Raw genomic sequence first — 20,668 nt, forward strand, 5'->3', positions numbered from 1 at the left:
GAAGGCAATGGATACTGTCAAACCTGTTCGTTTCTCACAACGCGCGCTGAGCTGGCTGATTATCAGCCTGCTGGTCTGGCAGCCCGTTGCGCCTTCCTTTGCTGCGGCCATCACGCCGAATGGCCCGGCCACCATGGACAAGGCCGCCAATGGCGTGCCGGTGGTCAATATCGCCACGCCTAACGGCGCGGGAATTTCCCATAACCAGTTCAAAGATTACAACGTCGGCACCGAGGGGGTAATCCTCAATAACGCCACCGGTCAGCTTACGCAGACGCAGCTGGGCGGGCTTGTCCAGAATAACCCGAACCTGCGCGCAGGCCAGGAAGCGCGCGGCATTATCAACGAAGTCACCGGCGGCAGCCGTTCCCAGTTGCAGGGCTATACCGAAGTAGCGGGGAAAGCGGCGAATGTCATGGTCGCCAACCCGTATGGCATCACCTGTAACGGCTGCGGCTTTATCAACACGCCGAATGCTACGCTGACAACCGGTAAGCCGCAGTTTGACGCGGCGGGCAACCTCTCGGCGCTGGAGGTGACAAAAGGCACCATTACGGTGGAAGGGAAGGGGCTGGACGCCAGCGCGAGCGATGCGCTGTCGCTGATCTCGCGCGCCACCGAAGTGAACGCCGCGATCCATGCGAAAGCCTTAACGGTAACCGCAGGCGCTAATCGCATCGATGCCAGCGGAAACGCCACACCGATTGCTGGCGAAGGCGCGGCTCCGGTCGTGGCGGTGGATACCGGCGCGCTCGGCGGCATGTATGCCAACCGCATTCATCTGGTCTCGACCGAAAAAGGCGTCGGGGTGAATCTCGGCAACCTGGCCGCGCGGCAGGGCGATATCCAGCTTGATGCCAACGGGAAAATGGTTATCCGGGAGAGTGTCGCCAGCGGATCGTTAACCGCGAGCGGCGAGAGCGTGACGCTGAACGGAAGCCACCAGACGGGCGGCAATATGGTTATCGCCGGGACGCAGGCGGTGGCGCTTAACGGCAACCAGGTGGCGAAAGAGACGCTGGAGGTTAAGGCAAAAAGCCTCACCCACAGCGGAACCTCTACGGCGAATCGCATCGCGCTGACCGGCCAGGACACGCTCACCAATAGCGGCTCGCTGGTGGCGGAGGAGCTGGCGCTTGGCGCGTCGCACATCACCAACAGCGGGAAACTTCAGGGCACCCAGGCTCTGAATCTCAACACCACTCAACTGGATAACCTGGCGAGCGGTACGCTTTACTCCGCGCAGGATCTCACACTCACGCTGCCGCAACTCAACAACCAGGGCACGGTTCAGGGGCGCTCACTCAACCTGACCGGCGATCTGCTGCATAACAGCGGCACGTTGCTGTCGGAAAGCAATACGCAACTGAAGATCGGGCAACTGGATAACCAGGGTACCATCGCGGCAAAACAGCAACTCACCGCCGAAACCAGCTGGCTCAATAACGGCCTGGCGGGGCAGTTGCAAAGCAGCGGTAATATCCGGCTCGGCGCTGATAATGCAGTGCTGAATGGCACTCAGCAGGCGAATGGGGCGCTGGAGGTCACGGCCAATACACTCGATCACACCGGCAAATCAAGCGCCAGTGCGCTCAACCTCAATGCCCGCGACACCCTGACCAACAGTGGTTCGCTGGTGGCAAATAACCTGACTCTCGGCGCGGCGCATATCCGCAACAGCGGGCAGGTTCAGGGCAGCGACGCGTTGAACCTGAATACCAGCCTGCTGGATAACCAGGCCAGCGGTACGCTCTATTCAGCAAAAGATCTCAACTTTACCCTGCCACAGCTGAACAATCAGGGCACGGTGCAGGGGCTGTCGCTGCGTATCACCGGCGACGTGCTGAAAAATGAGGGCACGCTGCTTGCCGATACTGGCCTGTGGCTGAAGGCAAGGCAACTGGAAAACCAGGGGAGCATCGCGGCGCAAGGCCAGCTCACCGCCAGCGCGACTGAGCTTAATAACCGCGGGCGTCTGGAAAGCAAGGGGCGTGTCGATCTCAGCGCGGATAACGCGATGCTTGGCGGAACGCAAACCGCGCAGGACGCGCTTAATGTAACGGCGAAAACGCTTAACCACAGCGGGCAGACCAGTGCGGCTGCCGTTGCCCTGACGGCGACAGATGCCATCAACAACAGCGGGTCGCTGGTGGCGAATAACCTCGCGCTGCATGCCGCGCAGATTAATAACTCCGCGCAGATTCAGGGCACCCAGGCGCTCAATCTGCAGGCGGATCGGCTGGAGAACCAGGCGTCCGGCACGATCTACACCGCCCGGGATCTGATCCTCAACATTCCACAACTGCACAACAGCGGCACCATCCAGGGGCTGTCGCTCAGCACGACGGGCGATGTGCTGCAAAACGAGGGCACACTGCTTGCCGATACCGGCCTCTGGCTGAGAGCCGGGCAGCTCGATAACCGGGGTAACATCGCTGCAAAAGGCCCGTTAATGGCTAACGCTACCCGGCTAACCAACGCCGGGCGTCTGGAAAGCAAGAGCCGCATGGATCTCAGCGCGGATGACGCGACGCTTGGCGGGACGCAAACCGCGCAGGACGCGCTCACTGTGACAGCGAAAACACTCAACCATAGCGGGCAGACCAGTGCGGCTGCTGTCACCCTGACGGCAACAGATGGCATCAACAACAGCGGAGAGATGAGCGGAGCCGCTGTCGCTCTGACGGCGAAAAATAATATCAACAACAGCGGGGCCTTGATCGCGGATAACCTCGCGCTGCATGCCGCGCAGATTAACAACTCCGCGCAGATTCAGGGCACCCAGGCGCTCAATTTGCAGGCGGATCGGCTGGATAACCAGGCGTCCGGCACGATCTACACTGCTCAGGATTTGATCCTCAACATTCCGCAGTTGCACAACAGCGGCACCATTCAGGGGCTGTCGCTTAATGCCACCAGCGATGTGCTGCAAAATGAGGGCAAGCTGCTTGCCGATACCGGGCTGGCGCTAAAAGCTCAGCAACTGGAAAACCGCGGTAACGTGGCGGCAAAAGGCCCCCTGAATGCCAGCGCCGGGCGGTTGAACAACCAGGGCATGATGCAGGGGCTGACGCTCGGCATTGCCGGTGATGTGCTGGAAAACAGCGGGACGCTGCAAGGCAAAACCCTCGATATGCGCGGCGGGCAGGTGCGCAACAGCGGCATGCTGGTCGCGGATGACGCGCTGCGTATTGATGCCGGTTCCGTGACGACAACGGCTGACTCCACGCTCAACAGCAAAGGTAACCTCCAGCTTTCAGCAAAACGTGACGCCTCGCTGCAAGGGCAACTCAACGCCGACAAATCGCTGGAGGTTGAGGCAGGCACGCTGACCAGCACCGCCCAGTTGCAAAGCGGCGGCAAGATGGCGATCGCCGCCGACAGCGCCACGCTTAACGGCGCGCAGTGGGCGAAAGGGACGCTGGAGGTGAAGGCCAACACCCTGAACCACGGCGGCCGAACGAGCGCGGGAAGTATCGCACTCACCGCGCAGGATGGATTGACCAACAGCGGCACGCTGATTTCGGATAGCCTGGCGCTGAACGCACGGCAGATCGCCAACCGGGGCCTGCTCCAGGGCACCCAGGCGCTGAACCTGAACACCGGGCAACTGGATAACGAGACCGGCGGCTCGATCTATTCGGTGCAGAGCCTGCTGTTAAACATTCCACATCTCAACAACCTCGGCACTATTCAGGCGCTCTCCCTGGCCTTCATCGGCGATACGTTACGCAACGACGGAGCACTGACCTTTACTTCCGACGCGCTGCTACGTGCCAACACGCTGGAAAACCGCGGCGCGATCACCGCCAAAGGGCGCTTAACCACCGAAGGCGCAACGCTTGATAACAGCGGCTCGCTTGAAGGCCAGACGCTGGAGATCGCCGCTGATACGCTGCGCAACAGCGGCTCAACCTTGTCTGCGGGTGATACGCAGCTTCGCGCCGGGCTGCTGGATAACCGCGCAACGATGGCGGCAAAAGGTCAGCTAACGGCCGATAGCCAGACGCTTATCAACAGCGGCACTTTACAGGGCCAGACGCTGGATATCGGCGGCGACGCCATACAAAACAGCGGCACGCTGAACGCAGCGGGCGCGGCGCAGATCCGTGGGGGAGAAGTAACGAACCTCGGTGCGGTGGCGGCAAAAGGCCAGCTCGCCGCCAGTGTCACAGCACTTAACAACAGCGGTACGGTACAGGGACAGGCTCTTGATATCACGGGCGATCGGGTGCAAAACAGCGGCACGCTGGCATCCGATAGCGCACTGCGCGTGCAGGCCGGAACGCTCGCCAGCGGCACGGGCTCCATCATTACCGGTATCGGCAATGTGGTGCTGCGTGCACAAACGGGGGCCGATCTCGACGGGCAGGTGAACGCTGGCGGTGCGCTTACTGTTCACGCCGGGACGCTGAGCAGCCAGCAGCAGGCGCAGTTGCAGAGCGAGGGCAATATGACCCTCGAGGCGGACAACGTCACCCTAAACGGAACGCAGGCGGTCAAAGGCGCGCTGGATGTTAAAGCCAATTCGCTGAGCCATGGCGGCAAGTCCAGCGCGACCGGCATCAATTTAAATGGGCAAACTACGCTGTCGAATAGCGGTACGCTGGTTGCCGACAACCTTGCGATGAACGGCGGGAAGATCCGCAACAGCGGCCTGTTGCAGGGCACCCGCGTGCTCGCTCTTCAGGCCGGCAAACTGGATAACCTCTCCGGCGGGACGATCTACTCCACGCAGGGCTTCACCCTCGCCACCCCTGAATTAACCAACAGCGGTCTCATCACCACCGATGGCGAGCTGCATATTGGTGGCAACACGCTGGTAAACGACGGCGAGATCAACGGCGTCAGCCTCTCCAGTGATTACCGAAACCTGACCAATGCCGCCAGCGGGCGTCTGCTGGCTGACAAAAACCTCACCTTCAATTCAGCCAATATCGTGAACGATGGGCTGGTCTCGGCAGATACCGGCAGCGTGACGGCGCAGAGCCTGGAGAACCGCGGTGAGCTGACCGCCACCTCACTGCTGCTGACGCTCACGCGGCAGGCGATAAACCACAATAACGGGCGCATCATTGGCGAGAGCGGCCTGACGCTCAGCGCACCGACGCTGCTTAACCAGGGCCTGATGGCAGGTAACAGCCTGACGCTGAAGCAGGGCGATATTACCAACAGTGGAACGTTGCAGGGCACGAATGGCCTGTCGGCAACCGGCGCCAGCCTGAACAATGAGCAGGGCGGCGTCGTGCTGAGCAATGGCGCCGTCACCGTGAAAAATGGCCGCCTGGTCAATGCCGGCCAGTTGCAGGGCGATACGCTGGATTTAGCCACCGGCGAGTGGCTCAACAGCGGCACCGCGCTGGGCAAAAATGGGCTGAATGCCGAAGTTAGCGGCAAAATGGATAACCAGGGGCGCATCATCAGCCAGCAGGCGCTGACGCTCCGGGCGGCAGGCAGCGAGAATGACGGCACGCTGATGGCTAAAGTGTTCGCCCTGCACGGCGATGTGCGTAACAGCGGGTTGATTCAGGGCAGCGACACGCTTGCCTGGGATGGCACCTCGCTGGTGAATGCGGCCAGCGGGCAGATGCTGAGCGGCAACGGCCTTACGCTTAATGGAAGCACGCTGGATAACCAGGGGCAGCTCCAGGGCCGCACCGTTACCGCAAACGCCGACAGTTTGCACAACGACGGCACCCTGCAGGCGCAGGACGATCTTAACGCCACGCTAAGCGGCAAGCTGGATAACCAGGGGCAGATGCTGAGCCAGGGCGCGGCGGATATCCGCACGGCGCAAACCCAGAACGGCGGCAAACTGGCGGCAAAAGTACTGCGGCTTACCGCGCCTGAACTGACCAACACCGGCCTGTTGCAGGGCAACGATGCCCTGACGCTCAGCACCCTTAACCTGCTGAATGGCAGCAAGGGTCAACTGGTCAGCGGCAACGCGCTGGCGCTGAATCTCGATCGGCTGGAGAACCAGGGGCAGCTCTATGTGAACGGCGGGCTGACCCTGAATGCGCTCACGCTGGTCAACGGGGGCAGCGTGGAGTCTGACGCTCTCGACGCCACACTGCGCGGCATACTGACCAATAGCGGAACTCTGCTTGCCCATCAGGACGCGGTGCTGCGTGGCGATACACAGACTAACAGCGGTGACATCGCCGCGCAGTCACTGACCCTTGAGGGCAGAGCGCTCAGCAACAGCGGGTTAATGCAGGGAACGCACGGGTTGCAGGCCACGGCGGACACGCTACTCAATAAGGCGGGCGGCCGTTTGCTCTCCGGCGATGCCATGACGCTCAATGCCGGCAAGCTGGAAAATGGCGGAACAGTGCAGGGGGCCGCCGTCTCGTTAAACGGTTCGAGCCTGAACAACCGCGGTCTGGTTAACGGCCTGCAGGGGCTGACCGGGGTTTACGGCGCAGATGTCACCAATGACGGGCAACTGGTCAGCGGGGGCGCGACCGATTTACGCGCGCAAACCCTGACCAACATCGGACGCATCACCGGTAATACTCTGACGTTAAGTGGCCCGGAGCTGCACAACAACGGCTTGTGGCAGGGCAATAATGGCCTGACGGTGAGCGGCGACACGCTGACCACCGGCGCGGGATCGCGCACGCTGAGCGGCGGTGCGTTGACGCTGGATGGTGGATCGCTCACTACGCTGGGGACGTTGCAGGGCAGCCAGGTCAATGTGGCCGCCGATAACTGGACGCTCGGCGGCTCGCTGTTGAGCCAGGGTGAGCTGACGGCGAATGTCGGCAATACGCTGGCCTTATCCGGCTCGTTAACCAGCCAGGGTGGAATGAATGTACGTGCTCAGACGCTGAACAACGACGGGCAGATGCTGAGCGCCGGTGATATCACGCTGAGCGGCCAGTCGCTGACCAACACCGGCATGCTGCAGGGCAACAGCCTGGCGGCGCATGAGAGCCGCATCACCAACACCGGCAAACTGATCGGTCTGAAAGGCCTGCAACTGGATAATCGTCAACCTGCTGTCACCACACTGGCGCGCATGGCGCTGGTGGCTCCGGCGCTTGAGCTGAGCAATGGCGCGACGGGATCGTTACTCACTCAGGGCACGCTGGATATTACCGCCGGGACGGTGCGTAACGCCGGGAACTGGCAAGGAAACCGGGTGATTTTGGCGGCCCAGTCGCTGGAGAATGGCGGCGCGGTGCAGAGCGCCGGGGCGCTGAACCTGACGCTTACGGGTAATCTCAACTCCACGGCGGGCAGTAAAATTACCGCTATGGGGGCGGCGGCGTTGCAGGCGCTCTCGCTTACCAACCAGGGGCAGTGGGCGGCAGCCACCCTTACGCTGAAGGGCAACACACTCGATAACAGCGGCGCCATCAGCGGGCGCGACAGTGCGACCGCGACGCTCAACGGCGCATTCACCCAGCAGGCGCGGGGCACGTTTGCCAGCAACGGTACGCTTGGCCTTACCGCCGCCACCGTGGGCAACCAGGGCAAAATCCAGGGCGGTGATCTTACGCTTACGGCGAGCTCGCTGACCAACAATGCGGGTGCCGAACTGGTGAGCGCCAGAGGGTTAACGCTCACCGCACCATCGCTGTTCAACTATGGGCTAATTCAGGGCGCGGGCGAAACCCGCATTGAGAGCACCGCACAGGCAATAAATGCGGGCAAACTCCTCTCCGGCGCGCGTCTGACCTTAACCACCCCGCAATACAGCGGCGCGGGCTGGTTACAGGCCACCAATCTGATCCTCAATGCCGCCAATAACGCCGGCACCGGGACGCTGCTTGCCGACCAGATGACGCTGACCGGCAACACCTTCACTAACCAGGGTACCACCCAGGCCAACAACCTGGCGCTGAATTACGCCCAACTGACTAACAACGGCACGCTGCTGGGCAACAGCCAGTTGACGGTCAATGCCTCACAAGTGAATCAGTCTGCCAGCGGCAAGCTCTTCAGCGGCGGCGATCTGTTTGTTGGCGCAACCGGGATGAATACGCTGGGGCAGGTGGTTGCGCTGGGCAACCTGACGCTGCAACTCGCCGATGCCTTTACCGGTAAAACGGCGCTGGCGGCGGGCAGGAATCTGAACATCAGCAGCAATGGCGCAATTGATAACCAGTCTGTGATGCAGGGCCAGGCGGTCAACCTGAGCGCAGGCGGGCAGCTGACGAACAATGGGCAAATCACCACCGGCAACGGCAGCAGCACCCTAAGCGGCAGCACGATTGTGCTGAATGGTAATGGCTCTCTGCAGGGCGGCGGTGATGTGACGCTGTCAAGCCGCGGCGCGATCGCGGTAAACGGCTTTACCGGCACCCGCGGCAGCCTGACGCTCAGCGCGCCGGGAAGCATTATTAACACCGCGCTGCTCTACGCGGCGAATAACCTGGCGCTCTATGCGAACAGTATCACCAACCAGCGCGGCGATATGCTGGCAGGGAATAACCTGTCGATGCAGCGTGATGCGGCGGGGAATGCGAATAGTGAAGTGGTTAACACGTCAGGAAATATTGAGACGCAGAACGGTGATATCACGATTCGGACGGGGAAACTATTGAATGAGCGTGAGGGGATCAGTGAATCACGCAGCTATCAGGCGGCGGCAGGCAGTCCTGCGGCAAGCGGAGCAAATTCAATTGTGCTGAAAGTCAGGGACTTACCCCCCGATGAATGGGGATATATTTTTGAGATGGTAGGTGGCTTTGGGGGGGCCGGTGTGGTTGCTGAGGTCGCACCAATGGCAAAAGGGAGTGTGCAGCGATATTTGGTGGGATCAACCGTTGTTAACGTCACTGCAAAAGGAGGTGCATCACGCATTTCTGCAAGCCGGAATCTTAATATCAACGCTGCCATGCTGAATAACCAGGCCAGTAATTTAATGGCTGGAAATGAGATAAACCTCTCTGGTGATACTCTGAATAACCAATCTTACTTTGGTTATTCAGAAGATGAATATAGAGTTTATAGATACCATGGGAAAACCGCTCGGTCACCCAGCCAGTCTAGTGGATCGGTCAAACTAAAACATAAAAACCGTCAAGTGACCTATACATTAGACGGCGCTCCACAATACGAAACGCATAACACCGATCAGGTGTTTCGCTCAGTAATTCAGGCGGGTGGTAGGGTTTCCGCCAATTTTACGAATAATGTCAGCAACACGGCGACGACATCTAATGCAGGGGGAATAACACATACTATTCCTGCCCCCTCACTCAATACCCTGAGCAACCAGGGTATTGGCGGTAGCGTGGCGAAACAGGCGCTTGCCGCAGGCTCTGCGTCCGTTAACTCGCCGCAGTGGCAGGATCAGCTACAAAATGCGCTGCAGCAGATTAACGGCGGCGGCTCGCTGGACAATGGCACAACGGCCGGAACTGCGCTGAGCACCGTCAGCGGTCAGCAGAAAGGCAGTGCCAGCCTCGGTAATGCAGGAAGCCTGGCCAGTGCCAATGTTACCCAGGCCGCACTGAAAAATATCGCTAATAGCGGCCCCGGTCAGCACCAGGGGAAAACCGTTGATACCAGCGCCTGGCCGCTGCCAACGGGTAATAACGGCTACTTCGTGGTGTCGGCTAACCCGAAAAGCCCCTATCTCATTACCCTCAACCCAAAACTGGACGGGCTGGGTGATTTAGATCCGGCGCTGTTCGGCGACCTGAATGTGTTGCTGGGGCTGTCGCCTTCGGCCTCCGCGCCCGGTTATAACGCCGCGAACCTGCCGACCGGGGTTAACCCTGCGGCGAAGCCAACCGGGCAGAACTCTTCCGGGTTACCTGGCGGCATTACGCCAGTCAGCCAGGTAAATGGCCCGTCGCTACCGCAGGGAATGACGCCGTCGGAGGGCGTGAAGCTTGTCAGTGCGCCAGGTGGTATCACCGGGGCTGGCGTATCAACGCCTGATTTGGCAGGCAACCCGCTCTTCGTCCAGGCTGGCATGACCACACTGGTCGCGCCGCGCGAGACCAATCCAAAGTATACCGACGAGAAGCTGTTCCTCGGTTCAGCCTACATGCTGGATCGCATCAACCTGAAACCGGATTACGACTACCGTTTCCTCGGTGATGCCGCATTTGATACCCGTTATGTCAGCAATGCCATGCTGAACCAGACCGGTAACCGCTACCTGAACGGTATTGGCTCCGATCTGGAGCAGATGCGCTACCTGATGGATAACGCCGCTAACGCGAAGCAATCCCTGGGGCTGCAGTTTGGTATCGCGCTCACCGCCGATCAGATTGCGGCGCTGGACCACAGCATCCTGTGGTGGGAGCGCGCGACCATCGGCGGCGAAACGGTGATGATCCCGAAACTTTACCTCTCGCCGAAAGATGTCACCGTCAATAACGGCAGCGTTATCGCCGGGAACAATGTCACCATTAATGGCGGCAAGGTCACCAACAGCGGCAGCACACTGCTGGCGCGCAACGATCTGAGCGTTAACAGCGCCTCGCAGATTATCAATACCAACGATGCGCTGCTGAAAGCGGGCGGCAATGTTGATCTCAGTGCCGTTGGCGATATCAACAACATCAGCTCTGCCATCAGTGGCAAAACGGTAGCGCTTGAGAGCCTCGACGGCAGCATCAACAACATCACTCTGGCTGACCAGTTTGCGCTTAATGCGCAGGGCAAGGGCGGCACGATAAGCCTGAAGGACACCACGCTTGGCAGCATCGCCAGTATCACGGCGCTGGATGGCTTATCGCTCACGGCCGGAAAAGATATCACGCTCACCGGCTCTACCCTGGCGGCAGGCGGCGATCTGCTGATCGATGCGGGCGGCAATATCGCCGTCAACGCCATTGAAATTAACGATGCCCACGGTCAGTCCGGCTTCCGGCGGCAAGCGCCGACCAGCCGATCGACGGTGAACTATCAGGGCAGCGGCATCACGGCGGGTGGATCGCTCTCTATGCAGGCTGGCGAAGATTTAACGCTGACCGCCAGCGATGTTCGCGCGGGGAAAGATGCTTCGCTTGCGGCAGGCAATGACCTCAACCTGAATGCGCAGCAGACCAGCCAGAACAGCCGTAACGGTAATAGCGAAAATCACAGCACCGGGCTTGATCGCACCACCGTCAGCGCGGGCGGTAACTTGTTCCTCACCGCCGGGCAGGATATCCATTCCCAGGCAGCCGGGCTGGCAGCAGAGCAGCAGGTCGGGATGCAGGCCGGTCGCGACGTCGATCTGCAAGCTGCAGAGACAACGCAGGGCGACAGTTATAAAGCTCGCAAAAAAACTGTTATCAACGAGCAGGTACGCCAGCAGGGTACGGAGATTGCCAGCGGCGCGGGCACGACGATTATCGCCGGGCGCGATATGAACGCCGAGGCGGCACAGGTGACAGCGCAGGGCGATATCGGCGTGCAGGCCGGGCGTGACATCAACCTGACGACCGCCACCGAGAGCGATTACCACTACCAGGAGCAAACCAAAACCAAGAAAGGGTTCCTGAAAAAAACCACCACGCACACCATCTCTGAGCAGAGCGCGACGCGCGAATCGGGCACGTTGCTGAGTGGCGATAACATCACCCTTAAATCCGGCAACGACCTGCTGGTAAAAGGCTCGAATGTGGTGGGTGATGGCAATGTGGCGCTGAGTGCCGGTCACGATGTCAATATTGAGGCCGCCACCAACACGGATTCCAACTGGCAGTTCAAAGAGAAGAAAAAGAGCGGCCTGATGGGCTCCGGCGGGATTGGTTTCACCATTGGCACCAGCAAAACCACGCAGGATCTGAAAGAGAAAGGCACTACTCAGAGCCAGAGTATGAGCGCCATTGGCAGCAACGGTGGCAACGTTGCGATTAACGCCGGCGAGCAACTGCATGTGGGCGGCGCAGATCTGGTGGCGAAAAAGGATCTCTCCCTTTCCGGCGACAGTGTGGTTGTCGAACCTGGCCGTGACAAACGCGTCAGTGACCAGACGTTCAAGCAGAAGAGCAGCGGCCTGACGGTGGCGCTCTCCGGCGCGGTCGGTGATGCAATCAATACGGCGGCGACCACCGCCATGGAAGCCAAAGATCAGAGCGATGGGCGACTGGCCGCATTGCAGGCCACCAAAGCGGCGCTTTCCGGCATTCAGGCCGGGCAGGCGAGCCGTCTGGCAGATGCTGCCAGCGGCGGCGACATGACGAAGAACGGTGCGTTCGGCGTGATGGCCTCCATCGGTGGGCAGTCGTCGAAATCCACCTCGCACTCGGAGCAGGAGACCAATACCGGCAGCACGCTTAACGCCGGGAACGATCTCAGCATCACCGCCAGCGGCAAAGGGCAGGCGGCGAACAGCGGCGATATTGCCATTGCGGGCAGCCAGCTGAAAGCCGGGAAAGATCTCACTCTCGATGCCGCGCGGGATATCACCCTCACGGGCGCAGCAGATACGCAGAAAACCACCGGCAGCAACTCCAGCAAGGGCGGTTCTCTTGGTGTCGGCATCACCGCCGGAAAAGATGGCGCAGGGTTTACCGTTTCCGCCAGCGGCAACGCCGCGAAGGGCGGCGAGAAAGGTAACGGCACCACCTGGAAGGAGAGCACGCTCGATGCCGGGCAAAATGTCAGCCTGAGCAGCGGGCGCGACACCCTGTTGCAGGGCGCGCAGGTTAATGGCGACAAGGTGACGGCGGATGTTGGCCGAGACCTGACGCTGAGCAGCCTGCAGGACAGCGATACCTATAACAGCAAGCAGCAGAGCGTCAGCGGCGGGTTGAATTACACCTTCGGCAGCGGAGCGGGTGGCAGCTTCAGCTACAGCCGCGACAAGATGAAGAGCAACTACGACTCGGTGCAGGAGCAGACGGGTATCTTCGCTGGCAAGGGTGGTTTCGATGTTACGGTCGGCAACCATACGCAACTGGATGGCGCGGTGCTTGCCAGCCGCGCAGAGGCTGACAAAAACCGGCTCGACACCGGTACGCTTGGCTTCACGGATATCGCCAACAAAGCGGATTACAAAGTCGAACACGTCGGCGGCGGGTTCAGCACCGGGGGAAGCATTGCCGGCAATGTGATCGGCAATATGGCGAGCAACATGCTGACCGGGCTCGGCGGTAGCGGGCATGCCGAAGGCACCACGCAATCGGCGGTGGCTGACGGTACGGTGATTGTGCGCGATAGCGCCAATCAGCAGCAGGATGTCAGCACGCTGAGCCGCGACACGGAACATGCCAACGGCAGCATCGACCCGATATTCAACAAGGAAAAAGAGCAACGTCGGCTGCAAACCGCACAGCTGATTGGCGAGATTGGCAGCCAGGTCTCGGATGTTGTGCGCACCGACGCGAAGATCACCGCGACGGAAAACGCCAAAGCCAGCATGCAACACGCGGATGAGAAAGACCGCGCGGCAGCCATCAGCCTGCTGCAGAAAGCAGGGAAGCCGGTTACTGATGAGGCTATCAGTGACCAGATGTACCAGACCTTCTATAACCGTGAGTTTGCGAAAACACAACAGGGCACAGGCGGCAGCGTTCAGCGTGCCATCACCGCCACAACCGCCGCAGTGCAGGCGCTGGCGGGAGGCGATCTCAAATCAGCGATTGCCGGTGGCGCCGCACCTTACCTGGCGAATGAGATTGCCAGGTTAATTCCCGAAACAGATTGGCAAGCACGCGTGCTGGCCCACGCCGTGGTAAATGCCGCGCTGGCGGCAGCCAGCAAAAAAGATGCAGCGACCGCAGCGGCAGGAGCCGCCACCGGCGAACTGGCAGGGATAATTGCCGTTGACGCGTACCATAAAACCGTTGGTGAACTGAGCGAGGAAGAGAAACAGACCGTTTCCGCACTGGCAACCCTGGCATCCGGCCTTGCCGGCGGCCTGGTGGGCGACAGCAGCGCAAGTGTGGTTGCTGCGGCGCAGGCAGGGAAAACGACGGTTGAAAATAACTATCTGAGTGATGACTTTACCTGTAAGAGCGGTGATACATCATGCAATCAACGGAAAGCGCTGGTTAATAAACTGATCGCGAATGGCGCTCCCGATATAGCGGAAATATTAGAAGCAGCCAAGAACTGTCCCGGTGGTAAAGGTCCCTGCACTTCCGCTGCAGAAAAGTACAATCATGACAAAGAGAAATTTATTTCTGTTGTCGATAGCATGGTGAAAAAAGGCCAATTAAACAGAGATGAATTAGCAACTATTAACTATGAACTCTGGCAATCAATGAGCCAGAGCGAGGAGATCAGAAAATCACCTCTCTGGATCCATTATGCAGAAATGTCCTACTGGAGTAATGGGCCTGTAGACAAAGTCATTGATACCTCGTTAATTGAGTATGAAGCACACAATGCCGGGCTAAGTCCAACCCAGACCCGAGAAGCTGTAGAGTCGTACCGACAAGAAACCATGTGGGCTACAATAATCGGTATAGCTTTGGCTGATGGCGGCAGGGGAGGAAAAATCCCGGGCGGGAAAGGGAAATATGAGCCTGGCCTGAAGTTTGAGACAACAATGCCAGTGGTTGTCACTGGACAAAGAGCGATTGATAAGGCACAGAGTTATGAAAGCACCATTCGCTCTCAATATGGCAACACTTCTTATAATAATCGCAAGTATGAAGCCCTTGTGAATGGAAAAGTTGTAAACGGCGTTGCTGATGAAGTTGCCTTAATTGGTGGTAAAGTTACAGCAATTGAAGCAAAATTCGTGGATAACTGGTCTACCTCTATTCGCAACCCTGATAGTCCAGGAGGCTCAAAACCATGGGCAATAGCAGAGCAGAAAAAAATGGTAGAACAAGCAAAAAAATATTCGGCGGGTTTTGAGGGCGGTGCGCGATATCATACAAACAGTCCGGAGCTGGCCAGCCATTATACAAAGGTATTCAACGAAGCTGGAGTCACCAACTTTAAATTTGTCGTAACACCAACAACACAGAAAGAGCGATAACATGAGTAAATTTTTAGATGACCTTGAAAAGAATTGTGGCGCTAAGATTGAGCGAAGTGATGCGCGTGTTGTTCCCGGCACAGAAAAAGTTGATGGTTTAGAAATCGTCTATTTCTCTGATGATGGGAAAAGTAAATTTAGCAAACAGTTCGATAACCTCACTGCCTCTGTATCACCAAGAAGTGCTAAGAGTGGGGGCAGAAATGAACGAGGCTGTTCTATCACTATACCTGAAGGCCTCACTTTCTATGCAATAGGCTATCATGGCGATCTGGAAGGCTGGCGTAAAGATATCGAAACTGGCGCGCATGGGCTTGGCCTGTTGCTCGCCCATATTGAAAATGATCGGTTTGTGATCTCTGATGGACGTTCTTTCGCATTATCTGAATGTGTGATCAAATTTACGTAGTTTTTGTCGGGTTGGTTTTCATCTCTTCGCATTTGGAATTACTGAGGTGAAAATCGGCTCGTCTTGACGCAACCCATCATAAAGATGATCAGGATGACGATGAGTAGCCGTCGCTCCTGAATATACTCATACGGCACATGCGCCGTTAACCAAACCCCATTATCCCAGTAATTGATCACCCTGTTACAAAAGAACAAGGTGATCAATTACTGCGTGAAGCTGCTGAGGCAAGGGTGAGGCACTGAAATGAATAATATTTTTGATAAAGATGAAATTATTCGATTTTTTTTACTTCAGAATGAGCTGGTTAAAGCTTTATTTAAAGCTTATCCAATGGCAAAAGACATTGAGTGGTTATTAGATTTTCCCAAAAGTGGATATGTCCATATTAATGAGGATATATGGAGTTTTTCCAAACATGGAAAGGGAATCAGGTTCTTTATGGAAGGATCACACATTGATAAAGTGGTTGATGTACATAATAATATAAGTTGTCCTGAATTGGTTGATACATGGCGATTACTACATTACTTTTCGCTTGATGATGAAAACCAGCTTGAGGTGCTTTTAAATAATATGGTTATCTCGGGTGAATTAGAGAAAATATCGGATAAATTATACCGGTTAAAAGAAATCCCGGCCTGAATGGCCGGGATCGTGCTACCAACTATCAGGCAAAATGCCCGCTCCCGCGCTTGTACACCGGCAGATCGCCGATGTACAAGCACCCCCGGAAAAACGTTAGAAAACACAAAAACATCCATGAAACTGGTATATCTTCTTTCTGAAGAGTTAAAAGCTGATCCTGAATATGTTTCCTTGACTCAAGCTTTAACATCAGATAAATCAAGACCTTATGTTGGGTTAAATGGAACCTATGGTCTTTTTGGGTCACAAGAATGGTGGGATAGTATCAATCAAGGTAAAATGCCGTTGCTATCTCTGTCTGGGGTAATAAAAAAAGCTTATGTAGCAGGGCAAGACCCTTCTGATTTTAATAATACCATCGATTTATTTCTTGATGATGGAACCATCCAATCCGTTGGTATTTATACTAATAAAGATGAAGACTTAATTTTTTTTGAAAAGGGACATAGGGCAAGTATTGTCTATGCTCTTGATGAGCTTAAACCAAAGGCAATGCTTAATTTTGGCCAAAAATATAATAAAATCGCTCTAGAAATGGCTGTTTCATTAAAACCAGTTGAATAAAAGATAATGGTTCTTATGAATTAGCAAAGAGGATTCTAAATTTATAAACTAGGATCTTTTATTAATTTTCATACTGTTAATAATACTGTGAATCTTCCACTATATTTAACGGGGATCGCTCAGACTATCACTAACTCGGGATTGATCTCTGTCACGCAGCCAGTAGTCGTATCACCAGTTGCCCGTGTTCAATCGCCACGGTAACTGGTGTATCGGTCGCAAACCCCGCCTTTTCCAGTCAGTTGCCCTTGAGGTAAAGACTGGGGCAGGTCACCAGTATTAAACTAATCGTTTCTGAAAACCAACTATTACTCTTCTTACGAAAACGAAGGATCAATATGGAGTAAGGTACGAAAAAATGAAAGAGTTACAAGATAAAATCATTCAGGGGGAAGAAAAAATGAAAGTAAGTGATGAGAAGTTACGGCAAATTTTAGCGAGAAAAGAGAGCTAAAAGTTATGGGAAATAGTTAATTGAAAAATATCACAGCTGCAGACGTTGTTGAACTGATCAATGCACATAGTGACATCGTGAATTTTGGCACTTCTGAGAATGCAGTAGATGACGATTGGATAAGAAAGGCAGAGAGTACTCTCGGAGTCAAGCTAACTCCATCGTATGTGTGGTTTTTGAAAAATTATACAGGTGGTGAGATTGGCGGAGAAGAAATTTGACTCCGTAACCGTTATCGAGTGCAGGTCAATGCTGCCATCAGTAATGATCATGCATCAGGCCGCCTATAACAGCTATTTTGAGAAAGGGTAGCAGGGGACAAGCGGCAGCCTACACCTCCATATTTGCCGCTGTAAGTGAGCAATGTTTAATCAGCAATTGCAGATGGGGGAGCGCTTGAAACGCTTGAGGTACATACATGTATAGAAACTTTGATTTATGCATTACAGATTTTAGTAGTGATAATGAGCCCGGGGATTATTGGTATGATTGCGCCATTGTGGAATCTACTGAGATATTAAGTAAATTCAATGAGGGAGATTGGTTGTGTCTATTTGTCGATTTAGCAAATAAATATATTTTGGGAAGCAGAGACCTAGTGATGTACCAAAAAAGCTTAGAGTGAAAATAAAATGATTTATGGCGATCCGTTCATTTTCGCACTTCAATTTGATGTGGTTGAAGCATGGAGTGCACCGGGTGATATTTGGAAGAATGGCCTTTTTTCATTATATATTGATGGTCAAAGACTGTTCGGTAATATTAATCCGGTTGAGTTAAAAACCACGTTTGGATTTTATTCGAATGCTCCATTGGATAAGCTTGGTGTTAATGATTCGAGTATAGATGCGCATGGTTTGTATCAAAATGCAGCGAGCTATTTTCAGGTGATGGCACAGAGCTTATCGATGGGTTATTTGATATAACGTGCACTGCCATGGAAGATAATGCCTGTTATCTTTACTTTATGAAGAAAAATGAAGGTGATTTATTAATTTGGAGTTTAGATGGAGGCATAAATGTAAGTGAAAAGATTTTGCCCAAAAATACAGTGAGTGATGTTGTTAGTTTATTACAAAGGAACCCCTTGTGGTTTTCATTAGTACCATCCTAAGTTAGCGGAGTTTTTTGTCTTGTAAGCACGCGTTATGAGCTTTTTCCGATGACTGAATGAATAATAAAAAACTTTTCGAAGGCATAGATTATGAGAATGATCCTGAGTGGGTTATAAAAGAGTTTTATAATTCTATATATTCTCAACATAAGTTTTTATGGGCATTGCCATTTATACTGAAAAGGTATGGATGCTGTGTTAATGAAACTGATTGTACTTTTCCAGATTTAGATGATCCAGATCCTATGTGTCATTTTGAAAGAATTATGTTCAGTGTCTATGGCGGAGAGATGATCGTACCTGAATTTTTAGGTTTTAATTACGTCAGGCTTACATGTGAAAGTTATATAAAGCTCCATCCAGATGATCAAAAAACGGTCAATGACCTGACGATGCAAATACACTAAGAATGATTACCAGGGAAAGGAGAAGAATATGATTTTTTGGTGATCCTTATCGATTTACAATATGGATAAAGATCCTTCCTCAATGAAGTGAAACTCAAAAGAATTGTTAAAGTTTAAAAATGTTCTTACTTCCTAATATGAATTTGAGTGAATACGATCCTCGACAGCTTTCCCTGACATTAAACCAGTTGAATAAAAATTTCAGCTCGCCTTGACGCAACCCAGCATAAAGATGATCAGGATGATGATGAGTAGCCGTCACTCCTGAATATACTCATACGGCACATGCTCCGTTAACCAAACCCCATTATCTGCCTGGTAGAATTTAAAGCCCTTCTTATACATATCCACGGCTTTAATTTTTAATAACACAGGCTTTCCATAACGTTGCCCGACCTGAATTGCCGTAGCTTCATCAGAGGAAATATGTACATACTGACGTGACAAAGGGAGTAGGCCTTGCTCTCTGATTTGAGCAATAAAACGAGTTGCAGTGCCGTGATACAAAACATCTGGAGGCGTTTTCTCTGCGTAAGTGATATTGACTTGTTGAGTGGAGTGCCCCTGAGCAGCGCGAATGCGTAAGCCATCTTCGGAGATCATGAAGCGTTTCTTTTCACTGCTTTCAACAACGTCGAAAATAAGATCTTTATCGAGTGCATAGCCTTTATTACCAGCACGCAGAATAAGCTCGTCTATAACAGCCCAGCCCTCTTTATCCAGAGTTAGCTCAATCGCTTCTGGTTTATGGCGCAAGACATAACTTAAGAATTTACTGGTGTCGGTACTCTTTTTGCTCATCACTTACTCTCAAATAATCCCTGCCGTTAAACCAGAAGGCCACTGCTGCAAAGCTCATAATTTCATTATGACCGCTGTTTTTCACTCATAATCTCGCGGCACTTCTGCTGATCCTCTTTGATGCCAGCCTGCTGCTGCGCGCTGAGCGACGTCCACGTATCGATCATTCTGTCGCCCAGCGCGGAGATGTAGTGATTTTTACGTAACGCGTAATCGGCGTTGCCACCCTCGATAATATTTTCCATATCACGGGCAAAATTCTGCGCATCGTCGTGATCGATGGTGCAGAAGACCGCGCGGTAATAGCTCTCCTCCTCTTCGGAGTAGTGCGGCGTAAGCCAGTAGGCAACAGCGCCAATCAGCGCGAGCAGAGGAGTGATAACGCGTAATTTTTTTAACATTGTTGAGTTCAGCAAGAAAAAGTGAGGGCGTAGTGTAGCTGAGGCGAAAAGAGATTGTAAAAACGAAGCCCAAACAAAAGCATCACTGGTAGAAATGATTCCCCTCTCGCCGCAGCGGATGGATTGCCAGGCACGAGATAATTTATCCCTACTGCCTCAGCTAAAAACCGTCATAGCCACTGGTTACAAAGCCGTGTAGCTTACGCAAAACTTCTTCTGCTCAGGAGGCTGCAATGATCACTCAAGCTGAAGCTATCGAGATCGCCAGAGACTATGCCGCGCAGAGTCGGCGCGGGTGGGATGAGCAGGCTCATCACGCTACGGTCATCACCTTATATGGCGAACCGGTGTGGATGATCGCCACCACTGATGTCAAATACTCCAGCGAGCTTCCCTGGCTGATGACCCATCTGCCAAACCCCCGCTATTACTACATCAGTATGGTTGAGGCGAAATGCATCGCGGTGGGCCACCGGGCAAACCAGTATCAGCGCGTTCGCTGAGCCAGCGCTGTTTGGCACATTCACTTCCGGCATTATTTAAGTTGCAGCCTCACCTTGCTGCCCGCAAATAACGTTAGCAAAGCGGCTTTTAACTCCCCGCTGTTTTGAACAGCAGAAATTGTCGCGCAATACTCCCTGTAACCTGTCTGCTGCGCCGCAGCCTCGTTCAGCCGAATCGTCAATGTATCCACGCTGAGCGTAACGGCTTCTATTGCCGCCGCCAGCTCATAGGCGGTGTCGTCGCTCTGAAACCCGATGCACTCATCAATAGCAAGATCATCTTCATCCAATCTCCCGATGATAAAAAAATGCTCCGGGTCGTGTGCATCGTCTCCTACGCCAAGGGTAAGCACCTCATCCTCGTTGGCGACATTCGCGCAAACCGCATTAAACGCTTTTATCCCAACCATCTTTTCCCCGTCGTCGGCGTTATTTTTCGCTTGTATTCCCGCCACATGATAGCCACTCTTTTTCCAT

11 protein-coding genes and 1 pseudogene are annotated in these 20,668 nt (G+C 54.4%); 8 read left to right on the plus strand and 4 right to left on the minus strand.

What is annotated here, in order from left to right; genetic code table 11:
* The first annotated feature begins 7 nt into the window (after positions 1–7).
* From PU683_RS03135 to PU683_RS03150, 4 genes are all read left to right on the plus strand, one after another.
* Positions 8–14,890, plus strand: coding sequence for a hemagglutinin repeat-containing protein (locus tag PU683_RS03135; RefSeq protein WP_277170058.1), 14,883 nt, complete (start codon positions 8–10; stop codon positions 14,888–14,890).
* A gap of 1 nt (position 14,891) precedes the next feature.
* Positions 14,892–15,299, plus strand: a complete 408-nt coding sequence (locus PU683_RS03140; RefSeq protein ID WP_277170059.1) for a hypothetical protein — start codon at positions 14,892–14,894, stop codon at positions 15,297–15,299.
* A gap of 246 nt (positions 15,300–15,545) precedes the next feature.
* Entirely contained in the window at positions 15,546–15,944 is a 399-nt protein-coding gene (locus PU683_RS03145; protein ID WP_277170060.1) for a DUF6896 domain-containing protein, read from the plus strand.
* Between the two features lie 117 nt (positions 15,945–16,061).
* On the plus strand, positions 16,062–16,511 hold the full coding sequence (locus tag PU683_RS03150; protein WP_277170061.1) for a hypothetical protein: 450 nt from the start codon (positions 16,062–16,064) through the stop codon (positions 16,509–16,511).
* 151 nt (positions 16,512–16,662) lie between these two features.
* On the opposite strand, the gene PU683_RS03155 is transcribed toward PU683_RS03150, so the two are convergent.
* Positions 16,663–16,749, minus strand: a complete 87-nt coding sequence (locus tag PU683_RS03155) for a SymE family type I addiction module toxin (RefSeq protein WP_277170480.1) — start codon at positions 16,747–16,749, stop codon at positions 16,663–16,665.
* A gap of 236 nt (positions 16,750–16,985) precedes the next feature.
* Here PU683_RS03155 and PU683_RS03160 point away from each other — a divergent pair, with 236 nt between their 5' ends.
* The 3 genes and pseudogenes from PU683_RS03160 to cdiI all read left to right on the plus strand — a co-directional run bounded on the left by PU683_RS03160 (position 16,986) and on the right by cdiI (position 18,486).
* Positions 16,986–17,186: an SMI1/KNR4 family protein gene (locus tag PU683_RS03160; protein ID WP_277170063.1), complete on the plus strand. Its 201-nt coding sequence runs from the start codon at positions 16,986–16,988 to the stop codon at positions 17,184–17,186.
* 411 nt (positions 17,187–17,597) lie between these two features.
* Positions 17,598–18,079 (plus strand): annotated as a pseudogene (locus PU683_RS22355) (immunity 42 family protein).
* Between the two features lie 56 nt (positions 18,080–18,135).
* Entirely contained in the window at positions 18,136–18,486 is a 351-nt protein-coding gene (cdiI, locus tag PU683_RS03175; protein ID WP_277170065.1) for a ribonuclease toxin immunity protein CdiI, read from the plus strand.
* A 258-nt stretch (positions 18,487–18,744) separates the two neighbouring features.
* Here cdiI and PU683_RS03180 read toward each other — a convergent pair whose 3' ends face one another.
* A complete protein-coding gene (locus tag PU683_RS03180) occupies positions 18,745–19,287 on the minus strand; it encodes an RNA 2'-phosphotransferase (protein WP_277170066.1) in 543 nt (180 codons plus the stop codon).
* Between the two features lie 65 nt (positions 19,288–19,352).
* Entirely contained in the window at positions 19,353–19,688 is a 336-nt protein-coding gene (locus tag PU683_RS03185) for a hypothetical protein (protein ID WP_277170067.1), read from the minus strand.
* 233 nt (positions 19,689–19,921) lie between these two features.
* On the opposite strand from PU683_RS03185, the gene PU683_RS03190 reads away from it, so the two are divergent.
* Positions 19,922–20,191, plus strand: coding sequence for a hypothetical protein (locus tag PU683_RS03190; RefSeq protein ID WP_277170068.1), 270 nt, complete (start codon positions 19,922–19,924; stop codon positions 20,189–20,191).
* Positions 20,192–20,223: 32 nt separating this feature from the next.
* Here the strand turns inward: PU683_RS03190 and PU683_RS03195 are convergent, their stop codons facing one another.
* A complete protein-coding gene (locus PU683_RS03195; protein WP_277170069.1) occupies positions 20,224–20,646 on the minus strand; it encodes an Imm10 family immunity protein in 423 nt (140 codons plus the stop codon).
* Positions 20,647–20,668: the final 22 nt, after the last annotated feature.

It is taken from the genome of Candidatus Kosakonia sp. 282A-S69, from assembly GCF_029433855.1.
In the GTDB taxonomy this organism is placed as follows: Bacteria; Pseudomonadota; Gammaproteobacteria; order Enterobacterales; family Enterobacteriaceae; genus Kosakonia; species Kosakonia cowanii_A.

Bases quoted from the DNA above. Each gene is read 5' to 3' on its own strand.
- PU683_RS03135 (WP_277170058.1), top strand. From the start codon at position 8: ATGGATACTGTCAAACCTGTTCGTTTCTCACAACGCGCGCTGAGCTGG.
- cdiI (WP_277170065.1), top strand. From the start codon at position 18,136: ATGAATAATAAAAAACTTTTCGAAGGCATAGATTATGAGAATGATCCT.
- PU683_RS03140 (WP_277170059.1), top strand. From the start codon at position 14,892: ATGAGTAAATTTTTAGATGACCTTGAAAAGAATTGTGGCGCTAAGATT.
- PU683_RS03185 (WP_277170067.1), bottom strand. From the start codon at position 19,688: ATGTTAAAAAAATTACGCGTTATCACTCCTCTGCTCGCGCTGATTGGC.
- PU683_RS03145 (WP_277170060.1), top strand. From the start codon at position 15,546: ATGAATAATATTTTTGATAAAGATGAAATTATTCGATTTTTTTTACTT.
- PU683_RS03150 (WP_277170061.1), top strand. From the start codon at position 16,062: ATGAAACTGGTATATCTTCTTTCTGAAGAGTTAAAAGCTGATCCTGAA.
- PU683_RS03190 (WP_277170068.1), top strand. From the start codon at position 19,922: ATGATCACTCAAGCTGAAGCTATCGAGATCGCCAGAGACTATGCCGCG.
- PU683_RS03180 (WP_277170066.1), bottom strand. From the start codon at position 19,287: ATGAGCAAAAAGAGTACCGACACCAGTAAATTCTTAAGTTATGTCTTG.